This is a genomic window from Cupriavidus sp. FW216-B1 (genome assembly GCF_058789195.1).
Window position 1 is genome coordinate 152,647 of sequence record NZ_JBYTEL010000002.1, and the last position, 19,224, is coordinate 171,870.

Sequence of the window (19,224 nt, forward strand, 5' to 3'; positions counted from 1 at the left end):
TATCTTCGTCCTGTACCCCACCCACCCCCCCCCCCCCCCCCCCCCCCCCCCCGGCGCGCTTGAGGCGGGACTCGTCGGGCTGGCCCAGCTCGATCCAGTGCTCGATCTCGTCGGTCAGGGTCTTTTCCCACAGGTCCGGCTCGTCGGGCTCGTCCAGGCCGCGCGTGAAGGTGAGCGCTTCGCTGGCTTCGCAGGCGAAGGCCAGCAGGCGCACCATCATGCGCGCGTCGTTTTCCGACGGGTGCTTGGCGATGGTCAGCGCGTGGCTGCCGTAATACGGCCGGTCCATGTCGGACACGGAAAGCTCGGCCTTGTAGATGGTGGATTTGAGAGCCATGTGAGGTTGCTGCGCAATGGGGTGGTGCAGGGGTGGTGCACGGGCGCCGCGCACCGGGGCCGCACGGCGTGGCGCGCAAGGCGAAAGGCCGCATGATACGTGAATCCGCGGGCGCGCCGCTCAGGCCGCTCCCACGGCGCGCGCGGCGATGCCGGGCGCGATCGCCGTGCCGCCGGCCCCGATCGCGCAGCGCCGGGGCGCGCTCGCGGCGTTTTGCCTCAAACGGGCTTGCCTCAGCGGGTCTTGCGGTATTCGCCGAGGTAGAAACGCAGCAGCGCCGCGGCCAGCTGCAGGCACAGGAAGGCCGCCGCGACCACCATCGCATGGCCGGCCGGGGTGTCGATCTGCCCGGACATGGCCAGTCCAGCCAGCCAGCTTGCCACCGCCAGCGTCAGCAGCGGCGCCAGCAGCGCGCGCCGGCCGTAGGTGCGCAGCGCCCACGCCGGAAAGCGGCGCAGGAAGGCCGCGGGAATGCTGCACACCAGGCAGGCGCCCGCCGCGGCCAGCGAGGCCGCCACCACGTCGCCGACGTCGATCATCGTCATCTTGTCAATCGTCCCCGTTCAGGCAAGGGCCGGGAAGCCAGGAGGAAAGGGCCGGCCGAAAAACCGCAAACCGCTGATTTTACAGAAGAAAGCGGGCGCCAAGGTGTCCCTTGGCCGACATCCTGCGACATCCGGCGACATCCGGCGATGTTGCGCGGCGAGCGGCGCGGCGCGAATGGCGCGCCTGTCACCCGGCGGATCACTCGGCCGGCTTGCCGGGCGAGGCCTCCACCGAGATCGAGAGCGTCACGGCGTCGCCGACGTCGGGCAGGAAGCGCGTCATGCCGAACGCGCTGCGCGAGATCACGGCGCGGAAGTCGCCGCCGCACACGTGGCGCCTGATGCCGAACAGCGAGATCTCGCCGCAGCTGAAGCGCTGCGCCTCGAGCCGCACCGGCTGGGTGACGCCGTGCAGCGTCAGCTCGCCTTCCACCGCCGCCAGGCGCTCGCCGTCGCGGATGAAGCGGCTGGCGCGCAGCCGCACCACGGGGAAGTTCTGCGCGTCGAGGAACTGCGCCGACTGCAGGATGCCGTCGAGCGTGCGGTTGCCCGAGTCGACCGAATCGGCATTGACCGTGAAGTCGATGCCGCCGGCGCCGGTGGCTTCGTCGTAGCTGATGCGGCCGTCGATCTTGCCGAAGCGCCCGCGCACGGAGGTGCGCTCGAAGTGGCTGGCGGCGAAGTAGACCGCGGTGTGGGTGGGATCGACCGCGTAGTCGGCGGGGGCGGCCTGCGCCGCGCAGGGCAGCGCGGCCAGCAGGCACAGCGCGCGCGTGAAGGCGGGAAGCTTCGGCATGGCGCGGGCCTCTCCTCTGGTGAACCGGCCGGTTGCCGGGCGGCGCTAGTGGACGAACACCGGCAGCAGGAAGATGCCGATCACCGAGAGGAAGCCCACGGTCCAGCACAGCGTGCGCAGCGTGGCGCGGTCCGCCAGGTAACACACAGTGTAGAGCACGCGCGCGGCGATGAAGACCAGCGCCAGCTCGTCGATGCGCGCCGCCGGCGCATGCAGGTAGGTGGCCGACAGCACCGCCGCGGCAAAGAACGGAAAGGCCTCGAAGTGGTTGCGGTGCGCCAGGTCGGCGCGGCGCGCGCGTCCGGCCTGCCGCTCCAGCCAGCCGCGCGGGTCGTGGTTGTCGAAGCCGCGCCCGCCGGCCTTGGCGATGGCCACCGTCGTCACGGGCAGGATGCCCGCCAGCAGTACGCACCAGAATGCGATTGGCATCGTATTTCCTCAGTCGTCATGTCCCGCGCGGGGGCCCGCCAGGCAAGCCCCCGCGCGGCGCGCTTCAGGCGGCCACCACGCGGATCTTCACGCCGGCCACGCTGACCACCTGGCCGGCGCGGATCTTGGCGGTCTTGCGCGATTCCACGGCGCCGTCGACCGAGACTTCGCCGGCCGCCACCAGGGCCTTGCCGGCGCCGCCGCTGTCGCACACGCCGGCCACCTTGAGCAGGTCGTTGAGGGCGATGTGCTCGCCCTCGAGCGGGAAGGTGATGGTCTGCATGCGCTTATTTGCCCCAGCTGTCCTTGAGCCCGACGATGCGGTTGAAGACCGGCTTGCCCGGCTTCGAATCGACGCGGTCGGCCACGAAATAGCCGTGGCGCTCGAACTGGAAGCGGTCCTCCGCGGCGGCCTGCTGCAGGCCCGGCTCCAGATAGGCTGTGACCACCTTCTTGGAGTCCGGGTTCAGCGCATCGAGGAAATTCTTGCCGCCGGCATCCGGGTTGGGGTCGCTGAACAGGCGGTCGTACAGGCGCACCTCGGCCTCGTAGGCGTGCGCCGCGCTGACCCAGTGGATGTTGCCCTTGACCTTGACGCTGTCCGCGCCCGGCGTGCCGCTCTTGGTGTCCGGCAGGTAGTTCGCGTGCACGGCGACGATCTTGCCGTCGGCGTCGCGGTCCACGCCCGTGCATTCGATCACGTAGCCGTAGCGCAGCCGCACCTTGCTGCCCGGGTTGCCGTCCTTCGGCGCGAACAGGCGGAAATAGCCCTTGGGCGGCGCTTCGCTGAAGTCGTCGCGCTCGATCCACAGCTCGCGCGAGAGCGGGAACACGCGGCGGCCCAGCTCGGGCTGCTTCGGGTGCACCGGGGCCGAGCATTCCTCGTTCTGGCCTTCGGGGTAGTTGTCGAGGATCAGCCGGAGCGGGTCCAGCACGCCCACGCTGCGCGGCGCGCGCGCGTCGAGGTCGTCGCGCACGGCGCCTTCGAGCGTGCTCATGTCGATCCAGCTGTCGGACTTGGCCACGCCGATGCGCTCGCAGAACGTCTGGATCGATTCCGGCGTGTAGCCGCGCCGGCGCACGCCCACGATGGTCGGCATGCGCGGGTCGTCCCAGCCGTCCACGCGCTGCTCGTTGACCAGCTGCAGCAGGCGGCGCTTGCTGGTGATGGCGTAGGTCAGGTTCAGGCGCGCGAACTCGTACTGGTGCGGCAGCGGGTCGCGGAACACGCCGCATTCGCGCAGCTGGGCCAGCACCCAGTCGTAGAGCGGGCGGTTGTTCTCGAACTCCAGCGTGCACAGCGAGTGGGTGATGTTCTCCAGCGCGTCCGAGATGCAGTGCGTGAAGTCGTACATCGGGTAGATGCACCACTTGTCGCCCGTGCGGTGGTGATGGGCGTGGCGGATGCGGTAGATCACCGGGTCGCGCATCACGATGTTGGGCGCGCTCATGTCGATCTTGGCGCGCAGCACGTGCTCGCCGTCGGCGTACTTGCCGTCGCGCATGTCGCGGAACAGCTGCAGGTTCTCCGCCGCGGCGCGGTCGCGGTACGGCGAAGGCGTGCCCGGGCGCGAGAAGTCGCCGCGGCTGGCGGCGATCTGCTCGGCGCTCTGGCTGTCGACGTAGGCCACGCCGCGCTCGATCAGCTTCTCGGCGAACGCGTAGAGCCGGTCGAAGTAGTCGCTGGCGTAGTACAGGTGCGGCTGCTTGCTGCCGTCGGCGCCGGTGGCGTCCCAGCTGAAGCCGAGCCAGTGCACCGCGTCGATGATGGAATCGACGTATTCGGTGTCTTCCTTGACCGGGTTGGTGTCGTCGAAGCGCAGATGGCAGCGGCCGCCGTAGTCGCGCGCCAGGCCGAAGTTCACGCAGATGCTCTTGGCGTGGCCGATGTGCAGGTAGCCGTTGGGCTCCGGCGGGAAGCGGGTGATGACGGTGGGCAACGGCTGGCCCTGCGCATCCTGGCGGCCGGCATAGGTGCCGGCGTTGTTGTCCTGGTCGATGATGCTGCGCAGGAAATTGGATGCGGCGGGGGTGCTGTCGTTGGCTTTGGGGTCGTGGCTCATGGTTGCGCCGGAGGGCGGTTACGTCAGCAGGCGCGGGCCTGCGCGCCGGGAAGCGGCGCGCGGCCCGCCGCGCTGCTCGATTGCATGGCGGAATGCCGGGTCGCGTGATTTTACCGTGCCTGCGCGGCGCATCGTGGAAACCCGGCGCGCGGATGGGGGGCGGCGGCCGGAGCGCGCGGCAAAAGACGGCAAAAGACCCCAAAACGGGGTCTCCGGGAGACCTCGAACCGGCCCTAAAACGTCCCCAAGACGTCCCCAAGACGTCCGGCTCGGCCTAGCATGGAGTCAACGCCATCCACTTTTCCGGGAGCCTTGCCGCCATGCCCGCCTCGACCGTCACTCCAGCCGCCCGCCCGACCCCGCAGGAAGCCGTGGCCGGGCTCTGGCAGGCCGCCGGGCTGCCGCCCGCCGCGCCGGATGCGCTGCGGCTTGCCGGCGCCGATCCGGTGCTGCCTTCCTCGTTCGCCGTGGGCACCGCGGCGCAGGCGGCCATCGGCGCCGCGGCGCTGGCCGCGGCGGCCTTGTGGCAGTTGCGCGGCGGCGGCGCGCAGCAGGTCGCGGTGGACATGCGCCATGCCGCGGCCGAGTTCCGCAGCGAGCGCTACCTGCGCGTGAACGGCGCGCCGGCGCCGGAATTCCGCGACCGGACCGGCGGCCTCTACCGCTGCGGCGACGGCGGCTGGGTGCGCCTGCACACCAATTTCCCGCATCACCGCGACGGCGTGCTGCGCCTGCTCGGCTGCGGCCCCGACCCGGCCGCGGTCGGCGCGGCGCTGTCGAAATGGGAGGCCGAGGCGTTCGAGACCGCCGCCGCCGAGGCCGGCCTCGTGGTGGCGGCCCTGCGCAGCTTCGAGGCCTGGGACCGCCATCCGCAGGGGCAGGCCCTGCGCGGGCTGCCGCCGCTCGTGCTCGAGCGCATCGGCGAGGCGCCGCCGCAGCCCTTGCCGGCTTTCCCGGCGGAGAGCGCCCGGCCGCTGGCCGGCGTGCGCGTGCTGGACTTCACCCGCATCATCGCCGGCCCGGTGGCCGGGCGCACGCTGGCCGCGCACGGCGCCGACGTGCTGCTGGTCACGGCGGCGCACCTGCCGTTCATCGCGCCGCTGGTGATCGACACCGGGCGCGGCAAGCGTTCCTGCCAGCTCGACCTGCGCGACCCCGACGACAAGCGCGCCCTGCACAAGCTGCTGCATGGCGCCGACGTGCTGGTGCAGGGCTACCGCCCGCAAGGGCTGGCCGAGCTCGGCGTGGGGCCGGAAGCCGCCGCGCGCGCGCGGCCCGGCATCGTCTATGCCACGCTGAGCGCCTACGGCCACGTGGGGCCGTGGGCCGGCCGGCGCGGCTTCGACTCGCTGGTGCAGACCGCGACCGGCTTCAACCATGCCGAGGCGCAGGCGGCTGGCAGCGCGGAACCGCTGCCGCTGCCGGCCCAGGCGCTGGACCACGCCGCCGGCTACCTGCTGGCGCTCGGCGTGATGGCCGCGCTATACCGCCGCGCCACCGAGGGCGGCAGCTGGCACGTGCGCGTGTCGCTGGCGCAGACCGGCCAGTGGCTGCGCGGCCTGGGCCGCGTCGAGGGCGGGCTGCGCCAGCCGGAGCAGCGCTTCGAGGACGTGCGGGACCTGCTGGAGACCATGCCGTCCGGGTTTGGCGAACTGACGGTGGTGTCGCACGCGGCGCGGCTGTCGCAGACGCCCGCGCGCTGGGTGCTGCCTTCGGTGCCGCTCGGCACGCACGCGCCCGCGTGGCTGCCGCGCGCCTAGCCTTGCGCGCCGGTCATGCGCGCCATCCACTGCGCCATGTCGCGCTCGAGCGGCGTGCCGGCGCGCTGCGCGGCCAGGATGCGCTCGCGGTCGGCGGCGGGCCGGTTCTGGCTGAGCTTGAACTTGGCCTCCACGCGCGTCGGCACGATGCGCAGGCCGACGATGGCGCCCAGCATCTTCTGCTGGAAGTCCTCCGGCAGGCCGCGCCACTGCGCGGCGTAGTCCGGCTCGTGCTGCGCGATCAGGCGCTTGAGCAGCGCGTCCTTGTCGGCGGCGTCGTGGAGCGTGGTGACTTCCGCGTAGACGTGCACCGCCACGTAGTTCCAGGTCGGCACCGACAGCTTCTGGTCGTACAGCGCGGGCGAGACGTAGCCGTGCGGGCCCTGGAACACCAGCAGCGCGCGCGGGGTCTGCTCCAGCCAGCGCCAGTGCGGATTGGCGCGCGCCATGTGTGCCTCGATGCGCCAGGTGTCGCCGGTGCGCTCGGCCACCACCGGCAGGTGGGTGGCGAAGGGGACGCCGTCGGCGTCGTTGCCGGCCAGGGTGGCGAACGGGTAGCCGCGCATGACGTCGTCGATGGCGTCGGCTTCGGTGCTGGCAAAGTGGGAAGGCAGGTACATGTGGGCGTGACCGGAGTGTGAGTCGTCAATACAGGGTTTGCCGCATGCGGGCGGGCTGGGCCGCGTCGTAGGCGGTGCCGTCGATGGCGTCGCGCGTCAGCGTGGCGAGGATGGTGCCGTTGCTCGGCAGGCGGTCGCGCGCCACCTGCGTCTCGGGCGCCCACAGCTTCGAGCGCACCAGCGCGCGGGCGCACTGGAAGAACACCGATTCGATGGCGATCACCAGCACCGTGGCTGGCGCCTTGCCGTCGACCACGCAGCGCGCGATCAGCGCCGGGTCCACCGAGATGGTGGCGGTGCCCGCCACGCGGATGGTCTCGTTGACGCCGGGGATCACGAACAGCAGGCCCACGCGCGGATCGGCCACGATGTTGCGCAGGCTGTCGATGCGATTGTTGCCGCGGCGGTCCGGCAGCAGCAGGGTGCGCTCGTCGAGCACCTGCACGAAGCCCGGCGCGTCGCCGCGCGGCGAGCACTCGGCGTATTTGCCGCCCACGGTGGACAGCAGGCACAGCGGCGCGGCCTCGATGAAGGCGCGGTAGTGCGGATGCAGGTAGTCGACTTCCTTGGCGAGCGAGGCTTCGCCGGCGTCGCCGTAGCGGGCCTCCAGCTCGGCCAGCGTGGTGATGGCGTAGGGATTCATGGCTCGGGCGCCGGGCGGCGCGCGCGGGGTTCTTTTGCGAGGAAACCTGACTGTACCGCAATCCGGCGCCGTCCACGCCTGGCCGGCGCGCGGCGGCCGCGCCGGATGCTGCGGCGTCACATGCTAGAGCGTCACCGTGCCGCGGCCCAGCTCGATCACGCGCCCGCCCACGCGGATGGCCCGCGCGGCCGTGACCTCGAGGTGCAGCGCGCACGGCCGGCCCACGGCCTCGCCCTGGTCGATGCGGTAGCTGGCCGGCAGCGCGCGGCCGCTGGCGATGAGCCAGCCGCCCAGGTTGGCGCAGGCCGAGCCGGTGCCCGGGTCTTCCGCCACGCCGCCACCCTGCTTGGTGAAGAAATAGCGCGACACCACGCGCCCGGGCTGGGCGGGGTCGAAGGCGAACACATAGGCGGTCTTGCGGCCCAGGCTGCTCTGCGGCCATGCCTCGAGCCGGCTGCTGTCGGGCTGGGTGCGGTGCACGGCGTCCACGCTGCGCAGCGGCACCAGCAACTGGTCGGCGCCGGTATCGACCCACATCGGCGGCGCCAGCAGGTCCGCCTCGCCCAGGCCGAGCAGGCCGGCCATCTGCGCGTCCGGCAGCCCGGCCGGCGCGGTGCGCGGCGCGCCGGCGTGCGGCGCGGTGAAGGTCCAGACGTCGCCCTGCGCCGTGACCGGTACCACCCCGGCCTTGAATTCGAGCGAGAACGCATCGCCGGCGCCGGCCAGCTCGCGCACCACGTGCGCGGTGCCGAGCGTGGGATGGCCGGCGAAGCGCATCTCGTAGCCGGGCGTGAAGATGCGCACCTGGGCGGCGGCCTGCGCCGAGGGCAGGATGAAGGTGGTCTCGGACAGGTTGAACTGCAGCGCGAGCGCCTGCATGGTGGCGTCGTCGAGGCCGCGCGCGTCTTCGAACACGCACAGCGGGTTGCCGCCGAAGGTCGATTCGGCGAACACGTTGAGCAGGCGGTAGGCGTAGGTGGTCATGTATTTTCCGGAGGAGGGCGCCGGGCCGTGGATGGCGGACATCACAGTCTACGGCGCCGGCGCGCGCACGCCATGCACAGTCGTGCCGAAGCCGGCCGGGCCAGTTGCGGACACTATTGCGCCGGCGCGCAGGAAAGCGTCCCGTTGACGGGAGCCGGGTCGCCGACGTATCGCCGGTTGCCAAAGGTTTGCTCCCCTCTCCCACGACGTGGGAGAGGGGAGCAAACAGGCGGCAAGTGTGCTGTTGCAGGATGCTCCAACACTACCCGCGCAACCTCAGAACCCCACAGCCTGCCCGTCGCGCCGGCTGTCGCTGGCGGCCACGTAGCCGTGGTCGGCGTCGTCCGACAGGCGCCAGATGAACTGGCCGGAGCCGAAGTCCATGTACGGGTCGTCGACCGACTTGAGCTGATGGCCGCGCGCCTTGAGGCCGGCGACCACGGCCGGGTCCATGCTGGCCTCCACGTCGAGCGTGAAATCGCGGTTGACCTTCCAGCGCGGCGCGCAGCAGGCGGCCTGCGGCTGCTGGTTGTAGTCCACCATGCGCACCACGGTCTGCAGGTGGCCCTGCGGCTGCATGTCGCCGCCCATCACGCCGAAGCTCATGACCGGCTGGCCGCCCCTGGTCAGGAAGGCCGGGATGATGGTGTGGAACGGGCGCTTGCCGCCGGCCACCACGTTGGCGGATTTCGGGTCCATCGAGAAGCCCACGCCGCGGTTCTGCAGGCTGATGCCGGTGCCGGGCACCACCACGCCGGAGCCGAAGCCCATGTAGTTCGACTGGATGAACGAGATCATCATGCCGTTCTCGTCGGCGGCGCTCAGGTAGATGGTGCCGCCCACCTTGGGCATGCCGAAGTCGAAATGCGTGGCGCGCTGCATGTCGATCAGCTTCGCGCGCGACTTGAGGTAGGCGTCGTCGAGCATCTGCTCGGGCGTGACTTCCATGCTGCGCGGGTCGGCCACGTAGCGGTAGAGGTCGGCGAAGGCCAGCTTCATCGCCTCGATCTGCAGGTGCTGCGACTCGACCGAATCCACCGGCAGCGCGGCCAGGTCGAACTGGTCGAGGATGCCCAGCGCCATCAGCGCGGCGATGCCCTGGCCGTTGGGCGGGATCTCGTGCATCTCGTAGCCGCGGTAGGACTTGCTGATCGGCTTGACCCAGTCGGGCTTGTAGTCGCGCAGGTCGGCGGCGGTCATGGCGCCGCCGCACTCCTTGCTGAAGGCGGCGATGCGCTCGGCGATCTCGCCTTCGTAGTAGGCGCGGCCCTTGGTGGCGCCGATCTTGCGCAGCGTGTCGGCGGCGGCCTTGAGCGTGAACTTCTCGCCCACGGCGGGCGCGCGGCCGTTGGGCATGAAGGCCTCGGCGTAGCCGGGCTGGTCCTTCAGCTCGGGCACCGCGGCGGCCCACTTGTGCGCCACCACCGGCGGCACGGCGTAGCCGCGCTCGGCGATCTCGATGGCGGGCTCCATCAGGTCGGCGAACGGCAGCTTGCCGAAGCGCTCGTGCAGCGCGGCCCAGCCGGCGATCACGCCCGGCACGGTGACGGCGTCCCAGCCGCGCACCGGGCGCTTGGCGATGCCGTTGGCGTCCACGCCGTACTTGTTCTTGAAGTAGTCGGGGTTCCACGCCGCCGGCGCCACGCCGGAGGCGTTCAGGCCGTGCAGCTCCTTGCCGTCCCACAGGATGGCGAAGGCGTCGCTGCCCAGCCCGCACGAGACCGGCTCGACGATGGTGATGGCCGCCGCCGCGGCGATGGCCGCGTCCACCGCGTTGCCGCCCTTGAGCAGCATGCGCAGGCCGGCCTGCGCCGCCAGCGGGTGCGAGGTGGACACCACGTTGCGCGCGAACAGCGGGATGCGCACGGAGGGATAGGGGTTGGTCCAGTTGAAATTCTGCATGGCTTGTCTCGGTTGCTCGCGTGGCGCGCAGGGGCGCGCCGCCGCTTCTTGTGCGTCTTTCTTATTCGACGGTGATCTTGCGGTCCTTGATGAGCTTACCCCAGCGCGCGCTGTCCTTCCTGACCATCGCGGCGAACTGCGCCGGCGTGCCGCCGACCGGCTCGGCGCCCAGCTTGGCCAGGCGGTCCTTGACGTCCTGCGCCTGGATGGCCTTGTTGAACTCGGCATTGAGGCGGTTCACGAGGTCGGCCGGCATGCCCTTCGGGCCATAGATGCCGAACCACGTGTCGGACTCGAAGCCGGGCAGGCCGGATTCGCTGGCGGTGGGGATCTCCGGCGCCAGCGGCGAGCGCTTCAGGCTGGTCACGGCCAGCGCCTTGAGCTTGCCGTCCTTCACGTGCGGCAGGCCCGAGACGATGCTGTCGAACAGCACCTGCACCTTGTTGGAGATCAGGTCCGGCACCGCCAGCGCGGTGCCGCGGTACGGAATGTGGGTGATGAACACGCCGGCTTGCGCCTTGAAGGCCTCGGCGGTCAGGTGCACCACGGTGCCGTTGCCGCTCGAAGCGTAGTTCAGCTCGCCGGGATGCTTCTTGGCGTAGTCGATCAGTTCCTTGACGTTCTTCACCGGCAGGGCGTTCGGCACCACCAGCACGTTGGTGGCGATGGCCACCTCGCCGATCGGCGTGAAGTCGGTCTCGGTGTTGTAGGGCAGGTGGGTGTTGATGTACGGCCCGATCGAGTGCGTGCTGGTGGTGGCGATCAGCAGCGTGTAGCCGTCGGCCGGCGCCTTGGCCGCCATGTCGGAGCCGATCGCGCCGCCCGCGCCGGGACGGTTGTCCACCACGATCTGCTGGCCGATGTTGCTGCCCACCTTCTGCGCGATCGCGCGCGCCAGCAGGTCGGTGGCGCCGCTGGCGGGGAACGGCACGATCAGGCGGATCGGCTTGTTCGGGAACGTGTCGGCGAAGGCCGGGACGGCGCCCAGCGCCAGGCTCGTGGCCAGGCTCGTGCCCAGCAGGCGCAGCCAGTGTTTCATGATGATCTCCGGATCGGGGAAGGCAGGCGATGCGGCTCGCGGCGGGGCCGCGCGCGCTACACCGCCGATGTGGCGGTGATGTGTCGCTTCATTATTCCGTGCGCCCCATCGTAATGAAAGCTAATATTTCTTTCTTGTGTCTCAAGATTTTCTTAAGTATCAGCGTGGCGGGAAAGCCTCCTGCCGAGGTCCCATTCCATGAGCACCATCCGTTTCCTGCGTACCTTCGTCGCCGTGGCCGAGCACGGCTCCTTCGCCGCCGCCGCCGAGCAGGTCGCGCTCACGCAGGCCGCCGTCAGCCTGCAGATGCGCGCGCTGGAGATGGAGCTGCGGCGCGAGCTGTTCGACCGCGGCGGCCGGGTGGTGGTGCTCAACGCCGGCGGGCGCGAGCTGCTGCCGCAGGCGCGCCGCATGCTGGCGCTCTACGGCGAGATGCGGCTGCCGCCCGAGGCGCCCGACGCGATGGCCGGCGCGGTGGCGGTGGGCGCCGTGGTCTCCGTGATGGGCGGCCTGTCGCACGTGGTGGCGCGCATGAAGCGCGCCTACCCCGCGCTGGACGTGCGCCTGGTGGGCGCCAAGTCGATCGACCTGGCCGCGCAGGTGGAAGCCGGCGAGCTCGACGCCGCCATGCTGGTGGAAGGCGCCGGCCGCCTGCCCGGCACGCTGGTGTGGACGCCGCTCTACCGCGAGCCGCTGGTGGCCATCGCCGGCCTCGGCATGCCCGGCGCCAGCGCGCGCGAAGCGCTCGCGGCCAACCCCTTCCTGCGCTTCGACCGCGGTCAGCGCACCGGCATGCTGGTCGAGCGCGCGCTGCGCCGCGCCCATCTGCGCGTCAACGAATTCCTCGAGCTGAATTCGATCGAGGCGCTGGTTGAGCTGGTGCGCCAGGAAGTCGGCGTGACCGTGGTGCCGCTGCTGCGGCGCGCGCGCTGGCGCGACGACGAAGCCCTGCGCATCCTGCCGCTGGAAGCCGGCGGCGCGCCGGTGCTGCGCACGGTCGGCATGCTGGAGCGGCGCGACCACGCGCGCCGGCATGTCACGGCGGTGGTGCGCGAGGCGTGCATGGCGTCGTTCGGCGGCGAGGCCGGGGCCCGGCCATGAAAAAAGGGTGCCTCGCGGCACCCTTTCGAAGGTCTTGCGGTTGCGGCGGTCCGCCGCGCCGTTGCCGGCTTATTCTTCCTGGAACGCTTCCTCGCGCTTGTTCTTGATCGACGGCAGCGCTACGATCAGCACCAGCACGGCGGCGGCGATCAGCAGGCCCAGCGACAGCGGGCGCGTCACGAACACGGTGAAGTCGCCGCGCGACAGCAGCAGGGAGCGGCGGAAGTTCTCTTCCATCATCGGCCCCAGCACGAAGCCCAGCAGCAGCGGCGCCGGCTCGCACTTGAGCTTGATGAACAGGTAGCCGATCACGCCGAAGGCCGCGGTCTGGAACACGTCGAAGGTGGTGTTCTGGACCGAGTACACGCCGATGCAGCAGAACGTCAGGATGGCCGGGAACAGGTAGCGGTAGGGCACCTTGAGCAGCTTCACCCAGATGCCGATCATCGGCAGGTTCAGGATGATGAGCATGAAGTTGCCGATCCACATCGAGGCGATCAGGCCCCAGAACAGCGCGGGGTTGCTGGTCATGACCTGCGGGCCGGGCTGGATGTTGTGGATGGTCATGGCGCCGACCATCAGCGCCATCACGGCGTTGGGCGGGATGCCCAGCGTCAGCAGCGGGATGAAGGAGGTCTGCGCGGCGGCGTTGTTGGCCGACTCGGGACCGGCCACGCCTTCGATGGCGCCCTTGCCGAACTCGTGCGAGAACTTGGAGGTCTTCTTCTCGAGCGAGTAGGCCGCAAACGAGGCCAGCGCCGCGCCGCCGCCGGGCAGGATGCCCAGCGCCGAGCCCAGCGCGGTGCCGCGCAGCACCGCCGGGATCATGCGCTTGAAGTCGGCCTTGGTCGGGAACAGGTTGGTGATGTGGTCGGTGAAGGTCTCGCGGTTTTCCTTCTGCTCGAGGTTGGCGATGATCTCCGCGAAGCCGAACACGCCCATCGCCACCGAGACGAAGTTCAGGCCGTCGGTGAGTTCGGGCACGTCGAACGAGAAGCGCGCCGCGCCCGAGTTGACGTCGGTGCCGACCAGGCCGAGCAGCAGGCCCAGCACGATCATGGCGATGGCCTTGACCAGCGAGCCCGAAGCCAGCACCACGGCGCCGATCAGGCCCAGCACCATCAGCGAGAAGTACTCGGCGGGACCGAACTTGAACGCCAGTTCCGACAGCGGGGCGGCGAACGCCGCCAGGATCAGGGTGGCCACGCAGCCGGCGAAGAACGAGCCCAGGCCGGCGGTGGCCAGCGCCACCCCCGCTCGCCCTCGCCGCGCCATCTGGTAGCCGTCGATGGTGGTCACCACCGACGACGATTCACCGGGCAGGTTGACCAGGATGGCGGTGGTGGAGCCGCCGTACTGCGCGCCGTAGTAGATGCCGGCGAGCATGATGAGCGCGGCCACCGGCGGCAGCGTGTAGGTCACCGGCAGCAGCATGGCGATGGTGGCCAGTGGCCCCAGGCCCGGCAGCACGCCGATCAGGGTGCCCAGCACGCAGCCGAGGAAGGCGTAGGCGAGGTTTTGCAGGGTCAGGGCGGTCGAGAAGCCCAGGCCCAGGTTGGCGATTAGTTCCATATGGCCGTCTCCTTAACCTGCCAAGAATGCCGGCCACACCGGCATCTGAAGATTGATGCCGTAGACGAAGGCGCCCACGCTGATCAGCACCAGCACGATGGCGTTGAGCACCGCGCCCTTCCAGCTGAATTCATGGCTGGCCATCGAGGACACCAGCACCAGCACCAGCACCGACAGCACCATGCCGAGCGGCTTGAGCAGCAGGCCGAACAGCACCACCGAACCCAGGATCCACAGCAGCGTCTTGATGTCCCAGCGGGCCAGCTGGTCCTCTTCCGTCTTGGAAGACAGCGAGCTCCACAGCACCAGCGCGCCCAGCAGGGCGAGCACGACGCCGAGCCAGAACGGGAAGTATCCCGGTCCCATCTTTGCCGCGGTCCCCATGGAATAGCCGCGTGCGACCCAGGAAAAGCCGAATCCGACCAGGATGAACATCAGGCCGGAGGCAAAGTCCTTTTGGCTACGTATGCGCAAAATGATTCTCCTCGATATATCTGCTTGAAATCCGGGCGGCTGGCGCATGCTGCGTCGCACAAAAACGATGGGCGAAAGCCGGGCTGCCACAGGCAGGGAGGAAAGTAAGGGGAATACCTTTCAGTTACCTTTCGGATGTCTTGTGAAATGGTCAATCTGCGGGTATCTCCCTAGGAGACATATGAAGGGGCGCCGGCGGGCCTCGCGTCGGGCCTTGCGCGGGGCCGCGCGGTAGGCCCATCGGGGCGCTGCGCTATCATCGTCCGCTGCCCCTGCCGTGGCGCGCCCGTCCGTGGCGTGTGGGCAATGCGGCACCGCACTAAAAAGGAAAGCCGCTTTGGAAAGCATCGACCATGTCATCCTGATCGGCGCCGTCGTGATGTCCCTGGGCATTGTGGTGGGCGCCTTCTCGGCGCGCCTCGGCGTGCCGTTCCTGCTGGTCTTCCTGTCGGTGGGCATGCTGGCCGGCGTCGACGGCCCGGGCGGCATCCGCTTTTCCAATACCTGGCTGAGTTTCCTGGTCGGCAACCTGGCGCTGGCGGTGATCCTGCTCGACGGCGGCCTGCGCACGCGGCTGGCCACGTTCCGCGTGGCGCTCCGGCCGTCGCTGTCGCTGGCCACCGTGGGCGTGCTGGTGACCACCGGCACGGTGGGGCTGTTCGCGGCCTGGATGCTGGAGATCGACTGGAAGCTGGGCCTGCTGCTGGGCGCCATCGTCGGCTCCACCGACGCCGCCGCGGTGTTCTCGCTGCTCAATACCAGCGGCATCCGCCTCAAGGAGCGCGTGGCCAGCGTGCTGGAGATCGAGTCGGGCATCAACGACCCGATGGCGATCTTCCTGACCCTCACGCTGATCGAATGGATCGGCGCGCCGGCCGGCCTGAGCGCGGGCGCGCTGGCGTGGCGGCTGGTGGTGCAGTTCGGCGTGGGCGGCCTGCTGGGCGCGGGGCTGGGCTACTGCCTGGCCAACGTGATGGAGCGCATCCGCGTGGCCGAGGGCCTGCAGGCCATCCTGCTGTGCTCGGGCGGGGCGATGGTGTTCGCCATCGTGCAGAGCGCCGGCGGCAGCGGCTTCCTGGCGGTCTACCTGACCGGCATCCTGGTCGGCAACCGCGACCGCGCGGTCAGCGCCGACACCATGCGCGCGATGGACGGCATGGCGTGGCTGTCGCAGTCGGCGATGTTCCTGCTGCTGGGCCTGCTGGTGGCGCCGCACCGGATCTGGGAAGTGGCCGGGCCCGCCGCGGCGGTGGCGGTGTTCCTGATGCTGGTGGCGCGCCCGGCCGCGGTCTGGCTGGCGCTGCTGCCGTTCCGCTTCAGCGCGCGCGAGAAGGGCTTCGTGGCGTGGATGGGCCTGCGCGGCGCGGTGCCGATCGTGCTGGCGCTGTTCCCGCTGCTGCAGGGCCTGCCCGAATCGGGCCTGCTGTTCCGGGTGGCCTTCGCGGTGGTGCTGGCCAGCCTGCTGCTCCAGGGCACCACGGTGAAGTTCGCGGCGCGCCTGGCCCGCGTGCTGCGGCCGGCCTACCCCGAGCCGCTGGCGCGCGCGCGCTTGCACGGCACGCATGCGCCGGCGCTCGAAGTGATGCAGTTCGCGGTGCAGGCCGGCTCGCCGGCCGAGCACCTGCGCGCCGACCAGCTCGAACTGCCGCCGCGCTGCCGCCTGCTCACGGTGGTGCGCGAACGGGCGCTGGCGGCGCCGGAGCAGACCGTGCTGCGCGCCGGCGACGCGGTTTCCATCCTGGCGCCGGGCACCAGCGTGCCGACGCTCGCGCTGCTGTTCCACAAGCCGGCCCCGGCGCCGGCCTGGGGCAAGGCCAGCCACGATTTCCTGCTGAGCGGCGAGGCCATGCTGCGCGACGTGGCGGGACTGTACGGCACGCGCGACCTGACCGCCGCGCAGGCGGCCATGACGCTGGAGGCCGCCATGCAGGCGGCGTTCACGTCGCCGCCGGTGGAGGGGGATACGGTGGAGATCGGCGGCCTGGCGCTGACCGTGACGCGCATGGACGGCCCGCGCATCATCCAGGTCGGGCTGCTGCTGCCGCGCGCGGCGCGCGGCGCGGTGGCGCAGCAGGACTGAGCGCGCCGCCCGGGCGCGTTCAATCCACCTTCAGTCCCACGCTTAGTCCACCTTGGCGCCGGACGCCTTGACGATCTGCGCGTACTTCCTGAGCTCGCGCTGCACCAGCGCGCCGAACTGCTCCGGCGTGCCCGGCGCCGGCTGCGCGCCGATGCGCGCCAGGCGGGCCTTCATGTCGTCGGTCTTGAGGATGGCCACGATGTCGTGGTTGAGCCGCTCGACGATCTCGCGCGGCGTATTGGCCGGCGCGAACACGCCGAACCACGTGGAGATGTCGAAGCCTTCCAGCCCCAGGCCCTTGCCGGCCTCGGCAATGGTCGGCAGCTCCGGGAAGGCGGCCGCGCGCGCCGCGGTGGTCACGGCGAAGGCCTTGAGCTTGCCGGCCTTGATGTTGGCCGCGGCCGAGGCGAGGTTGTCGAAGATCATGTCGGTCTGGCCGGACAGCACCGACAACTGCGCCGGCGCGGCGCCGTTGTACGGGATATGGACCATGCTGACGCGGGCCATGCTCTTGAACAGCTCGCCCGACAGGTGGCCCGCGCTGCCGTTGCCGCCCGAGGCGTAGTCCAGCTTGCCCGGATTCCTGCGCGCGTATTCGACCAGCTCGCGCAGGCTGGTGATGTGCAGGGCGGCGGCCTTGCCGGGGTGCATCACCAGCACGTTGGGCACGTCAGCCACCAGCGTGACGGGGCTGAAGTCCTTGACCGGGTCGTACGGCATCCTGGCGAACAGCGTCGGGTTGATGGCATGCGTGGCCACCGCGCCCATCACGATGGTGTAGCCGTCGGCCGGCTGCCGGGCGACGTAGTCGGCGCCGAGGTTGCCGCCGGCGCCGGGACGGTTCTCCACCACCACGGGCTGGCCCAGGCTGTCCTTGAGCTTGTCGCCGATGGCGCGCGCCACGGTGTCGAGCGGACCGCCCGCCGGGTAGGGCACGACGAACTTGAGCGGCTTGGCGGGATAGGCCGGCGCGGCCGCGGCCGGCATCGCGCCCGGGATGGCGAGGGCGCCGGCGGCCAGCAGCGCCGCGGCGCATCGTTGCTTGAACAGGGAAAAGCGCATGGGTTGGCGTGGTACGGAGGAAAGTGGCTTACCGCATGCCGATGCCGCGCGCCATCATGACCGCGCACAGCGGCAGCAGGATCAGCAGGTGCGCCTCGATCATGACCCAGCGGCGCGCCGTCTTCAGGTCCGCCGCGTCGGGCACGAAGTCCGGCTGCGCGCCGGCCTGCAGGCGCCAGCGGCGGATGGCGAAGGTGGGCGGCAGCGAGCACAGCGCGATCACCACGAACACCGTCATCTTGGCGTGGAACCACGGGTTGTGCAGGTAGAACTGCACGCCCTTGGCGCCGAAGAACAGGCGCAGCAGGCCGCTGGCCAGCACCGCCACGGCGGACAGGAAATAGACCAGGTCGTAGATCGACAGCCGCCGCAGCGTGGCCGGCGTGATGCCGGGGCGCAGCACCACCGCCTCGGCGGTCATCAGCGCGATCAGCAGGAAGATGAAGGTGAAGTGCAGGAAGGCCAGCAGGGCGTCGGTCAGCATCCAAACTCCTCTCGTGGGTGGGCAGGCGCCGGCCGGCGGCGCGCGCGGGTCAGGTCTCTTGCGCGTGCTTGCTTGCCGCGGCCCGCCGCATCACAGCACGCCCTTCGCGCGCAGCGCGGCGATCTGCTCCGCGCCGTAGCCGAGCATGTCCGCCAGCACGGCGTCGGTGTGCTCGCCCAGCAGCGGCGGGTGGCGCACGGCCTCGGGCGGGGTGGCGCTCATCTTGATCGGGCTGCCGACCAGCTTGACCTCGCCGGCGCTCGGGTGCGGCAGGTCCACGCGCAGGCCGCGCGCCTTGACCTGGGCATCCTCGAACACGTCGTCCAGGGTGTTGATCGGGCCGCACGGCACGCCGGCGGCTTCCAGGTCCAGGATCCACTGCGCGCGCGTGCGCGGCCTGACCATCTCGGCCAGGATCGGCACCAGCACGTCGCGCTGGGCCACGCGCTGCGGGTTGGTGGCGAAGCGCGCGTCGTCGGCCAGTTCGGGCCGCCCGCCCGCGGTGACGAACTTGCGGAACTGGCCGTCGTTGCCCACCGCCACGATGATCCAGCCGTCGGCGGCCTGGAAGGTCTGGTAGGGGACGATGTTCGGGTGGGCATTGCCCCAGCGCCTGGGCGCCACGCCGCTGGCCAGGTAGTTGGTGTTCATGTTGGCCAGCATGGCGACCTGCACGTCGAGCAGGGCCATGTCGATGTACTGGCCCTCTCCGGTGCGCTCGCGGTGCGCCAGCGCCGCCAGCACGGCGATGGTGGCGTACTGGCCGGTCATCAGGTCGGAGATGGCCACGCCGGCCTTCTGCGGGCCGCCGCCGGGCAGGTCGTCGCGCTCGCCGGTCAGGCTCATGAAGCCGCCCATGCCCTGGATGATGAAGTCGTAGCCGGGGCGCGCCGCGTAGGGGCCGGTCTGGCCGAAGCCGGTCACGGAGCAGTAGATCAGGTCGGGCTTGACCGCCTTGAGCGACGCGTAGTCCAGGCCGTACTTCCTGAGCTGGCCGACCTTGTAGTTCTCCAGCACCACGTCGCTCTGCGCGGCCAGCGCGCGCACCACGTCCTGGCCTTCCGGCGTGCTGATGTCGCAGGTCACGGAGCGCTTGTTGCGGTTGGCGGCCAGGTAGTAGGCGGCTTCGGCGGTGTCGCGGCCGTCGGCGTCCTGCAGCCAGGGCGGGCCCCAGGTGCGGGTGTCGTCGCCGGCGCCGGGGCGCTCGATCTTGATCACGTCGGCGCCGAAGTCGGCAAGGTTCTGGGCGCACCACGGCCCGGCGAGAACGCGGGTCAGGTCGAGGACGCGGAGGTGGCTTAAGGCTCCCATTGGGTTGGATGCGGTTCCGGAA

At 70.6% G+C, this 19,224-nt stretch carries 18 protein-coding genes and 1 pseudogene (1 of these 19 only partly in view); 3 read left to right on the forward strand and 16 right to left on the reverse strand.

What is annotated here, in order from left to right:
* From AC3WXD_RS07685 to AC3WXD_RS07710, 6 genes and pseudogenes are all read right to left on the reverse strand, one after another.
* Positions 1–337 (reverse strand): annotated as a pseudogene (locus AC3WXD_RS07685) (YaeQ family protein) (it extends 310 nt beyond the left edge of the window).
* A gap of 233 nt (positions 338–570) precedes the next feature.
* Positions 571–882, reverse strand: coding sequence for a hypothetical protein (locus AC3WXD_RS07690; RefSeq protein ID WP_020204586.1), 312 nt, complete (start codon positions 880–882; stop codon positions 571–573).
* Positions 883–1,081: 199 nt separating this feature from the next.
* Positions 1,082–1,678 (reverse strand): YceI family protein, encoded by a 597-nt coding sequence (locus tag AC3WXD_RS07695; RefSeq protein ID WP_020204585.1) that lies wholly within the window; start codon positions 1,676–1,678, stop codon positions 1,082–1,084.
* A 45-nt stretch (positions 1,679–1,723) separates the two neighbouring features.
* On the reverse strand, positions 1,724–2,107 hold the full coding sequence (locus AC3WXD_RS07700; protein ID WP_020204584.1) for an MAPEG family protein: 384 nt from the start codon (positions 2,105–2,107) through the stop codon (positions 1,724–1,726).
* Positions 2,108–2,171: 64 nt separating this feature from the next.
* On the reverse strand, positions 2,172–2,390 hold the full coding sequence (locus AC3WXD_RS07705; RefSeq protein WP_006159028.1) for an RNA-binding S4 domain-containing protein: 219 nt from the start codon (positions 2,388–2,390) through the stop codon (positions 2,172–2,174).
* Between the two features lie 4 nt (positions 2,391–2,394).
* Entirely contained in the window at positions 2,395–4,170 is a 1,776-nt protein-coding gene (locus tag AC3WXD_RS07710) for a glutamine--tRNA ligase/YqeY domain fusion protein (RefSeq protein ID WP_020204583.1), read from the reverse strand.
* Between the two features lie 320 nt (positions 4,171–4,490).
* Here AC3WXD_RS07710 and AC3WXD_RS07715 point away from each other — a divergent pair, with 320 nt between their 5' ends.
* Positions 4,491–5,930 (forward strand): CoA transferase, encoded by a 1,440-nt coding sequence (locus AC3WXD_RS07715; protein WP_492323468.1) that lies wholly within the window; start codon positions 4,491–4,493, stop codon positions 5,928–5,930.
* On the opposite strand, the gene AC3WXD_RS07720 is transcribed toward AC3WXD_RS07715, so the two are convergent.
* The 5 genes from AC3WXD_RS07720 to AC3WXD_RS07740 all read right to left on the reverse strand — a co-directional run bounded on the left by AC3WXD_RS07720 (position 5,927) and on the right by AC3WXD_RS07740 (position 11,118).
* Entirely contained in the window at positions 5,927–6,550 is a 624-nt protein-coding gene (locus AC3WXD_RS07720) for an FMN-binding negative transcriptional regulator (protein ID WP_020206902.1), read from the reverse strand. The genes AC3WXD_RS07715 and AC3WXD_RS07720 overlap by 4 nt on opposite strands.
* 25 nt (positions 6,551–6,575) lie before the next feature.
* On the reverse strand, positions 6,576–7,193 hold the full coding sequence (locus AC3WXD_RS07725) for a pyridoxamine 5'-phosphate oxidase family protein (RefSeq protein WP_020206903.1): 618 nt from the start codon (positions 7,191–7,193) through the stop codon (positions 6,576–6,578).
* Between the two features lie 123 nt (positions 7,194–7,316).
* Positions 7,317–8,177, reverse strand: a complete 861-nt coding sequence (locus tag AC3WXD_RS07730) for a PhzF family phenazine biosynthesis protein (protein ID WP_059411289.1) — start codon at positions 8,175–8,177, stop codon at positions 7,317–7,319.
* Positions 8,178–8,453: 276 nt separating this feature from the next.
* Entirely contained in the window at positions 8,454–10,079 is a 1,626-nt protein-coding gene (ggt, locus tag AC3WXD_RS07735; protein ID WP_020206905.1) for a gamma-glutamyltransferase, read from the reverse strand.
* A gap of 61 nt (positions 10,080–10,140) precedes the next feature.
* Positions 10,141–11,118, reverse strand: coding sequence for a Bug family tripartite tricarboxylate transporter substrate binding protein (locus tag AC3WXD_RS07740; protein ID WP_020206906.1), 978 nt, complete (start codon positions 11,116–11,118; stop codon positions 10,141–10,143).
* 198 nt (positions 11,119–11,316) lie between these two features.
* Here AC3WXD_RS07740 and AC3WXD_RS07745 point away from each other — a divergent pair, with 198 nt between their 5' ends.
* Positions 11,317–12,219, forward strand: a complete 903-nt coding sequence (locus tag AC3WXD_RS07745) for a LysR family transcriptional regulator (RefSeq protein WP_492323469.1) — start codon at positions 11,317–11,319, stop codon at positions 12,217–12,219.
* 69 nt (positions 12,220–12,288) lie between these two features.
* Here the strand turns inward: AC3WXD_RS07745 and AC3WXD_RS07750 are convergent, their stop codons facing one another.
* The gene (locus AC3WXD_RS07750) at positions 12,289–13,791 is read right to left on the reverse strand and encodes a tripartite tricarboxylate transporter permease (protein ID WP_059411291.1); all 1,503 of its coding nucleotides are present in this window, start codon (positions 13,789–13,791) and stop codon (positions 12,289–12,291) included.
* A gap of 12 nt (positions 13,792–13,803) precedes the next feature.
* Complete coding sequence (locus tag AC3WXD_RS07755; RefSeq protein WP_029044352.1) at positions 13,804–14,265, reverse strand: tripartite tricarboxylate transporter TctB family protein; 462 nt, start codon at positions 14,263–14,265, stop codon at positions 13,804–13,806.
* 337 nt (positions 14,266–14,602) lie between these two features.
* Here AC3WXD_RS07755 and AC3WXD_RS07760 point away from each other — a divergent pair, with 337 nt between their 5' ends.
* Positions 14,603–16,345 carry a potassium/proton antiporter gene (locus AC3WXD_RS07760; RefSeq protein ID WP_059411292.1) on the forward strand — a complete coding sequence of 581 codons (1,743 nt, stop codon included), beginning with the start codon at positions 14,603–14,605 and terminating at the stop codon, positions 16,343–16,345.
* 42 nt (positions 16,346–16,387) lie between these two features.
* Here the strand turns inward: AC3WXD_RS07760 and AC3WXD_RS07765 are convergent, their stop codons facing one another.
* The 3 genes from AC3WXD_RS07765 to AC3WXD_RS07775 form a co-directional block, all read right to left on the reverse strand.
* A complete protein-coding gene (locus AC3WXD_RS07765) occupies positions 16,388–17,407 on the reverse strand; it encodes a tripartite tricarboxylate transporter substrate binding protein (protein ID WP_370552790.1) in 1,020 nt (339 codons plus the stop codon).
* Positions 17,408–17,435: 28 nt separating this feature from the next.
* On the reverse strand, positions 17,436–17,891 hold the full coding sequence (locus AC3WXD_RS07770) for a DUF2214 family protein (RefSeq protein ID WP_020206515.1): 456 nt from the start codon (positions 17,889–17,891) through the stop codon (positions 17,436–17,438).
* A 90-nt stretch (positions 17,892–17,981) separates the two neighbouring features.
* Positions 17,982–19,202, reverse strand: a complete 1,221-nt coding sequence (locus AC3WXD_RS07775; RefSeq protein ID WP_020206516.1) for a CaiB/BaiF CoA transferase family protein — start codon at positions 19,200–19,202, stop codon at positions 17,982–17,984.
* Between the last annotated feature and the right edge of the window lie 22 nt (positions 19,203–19,224).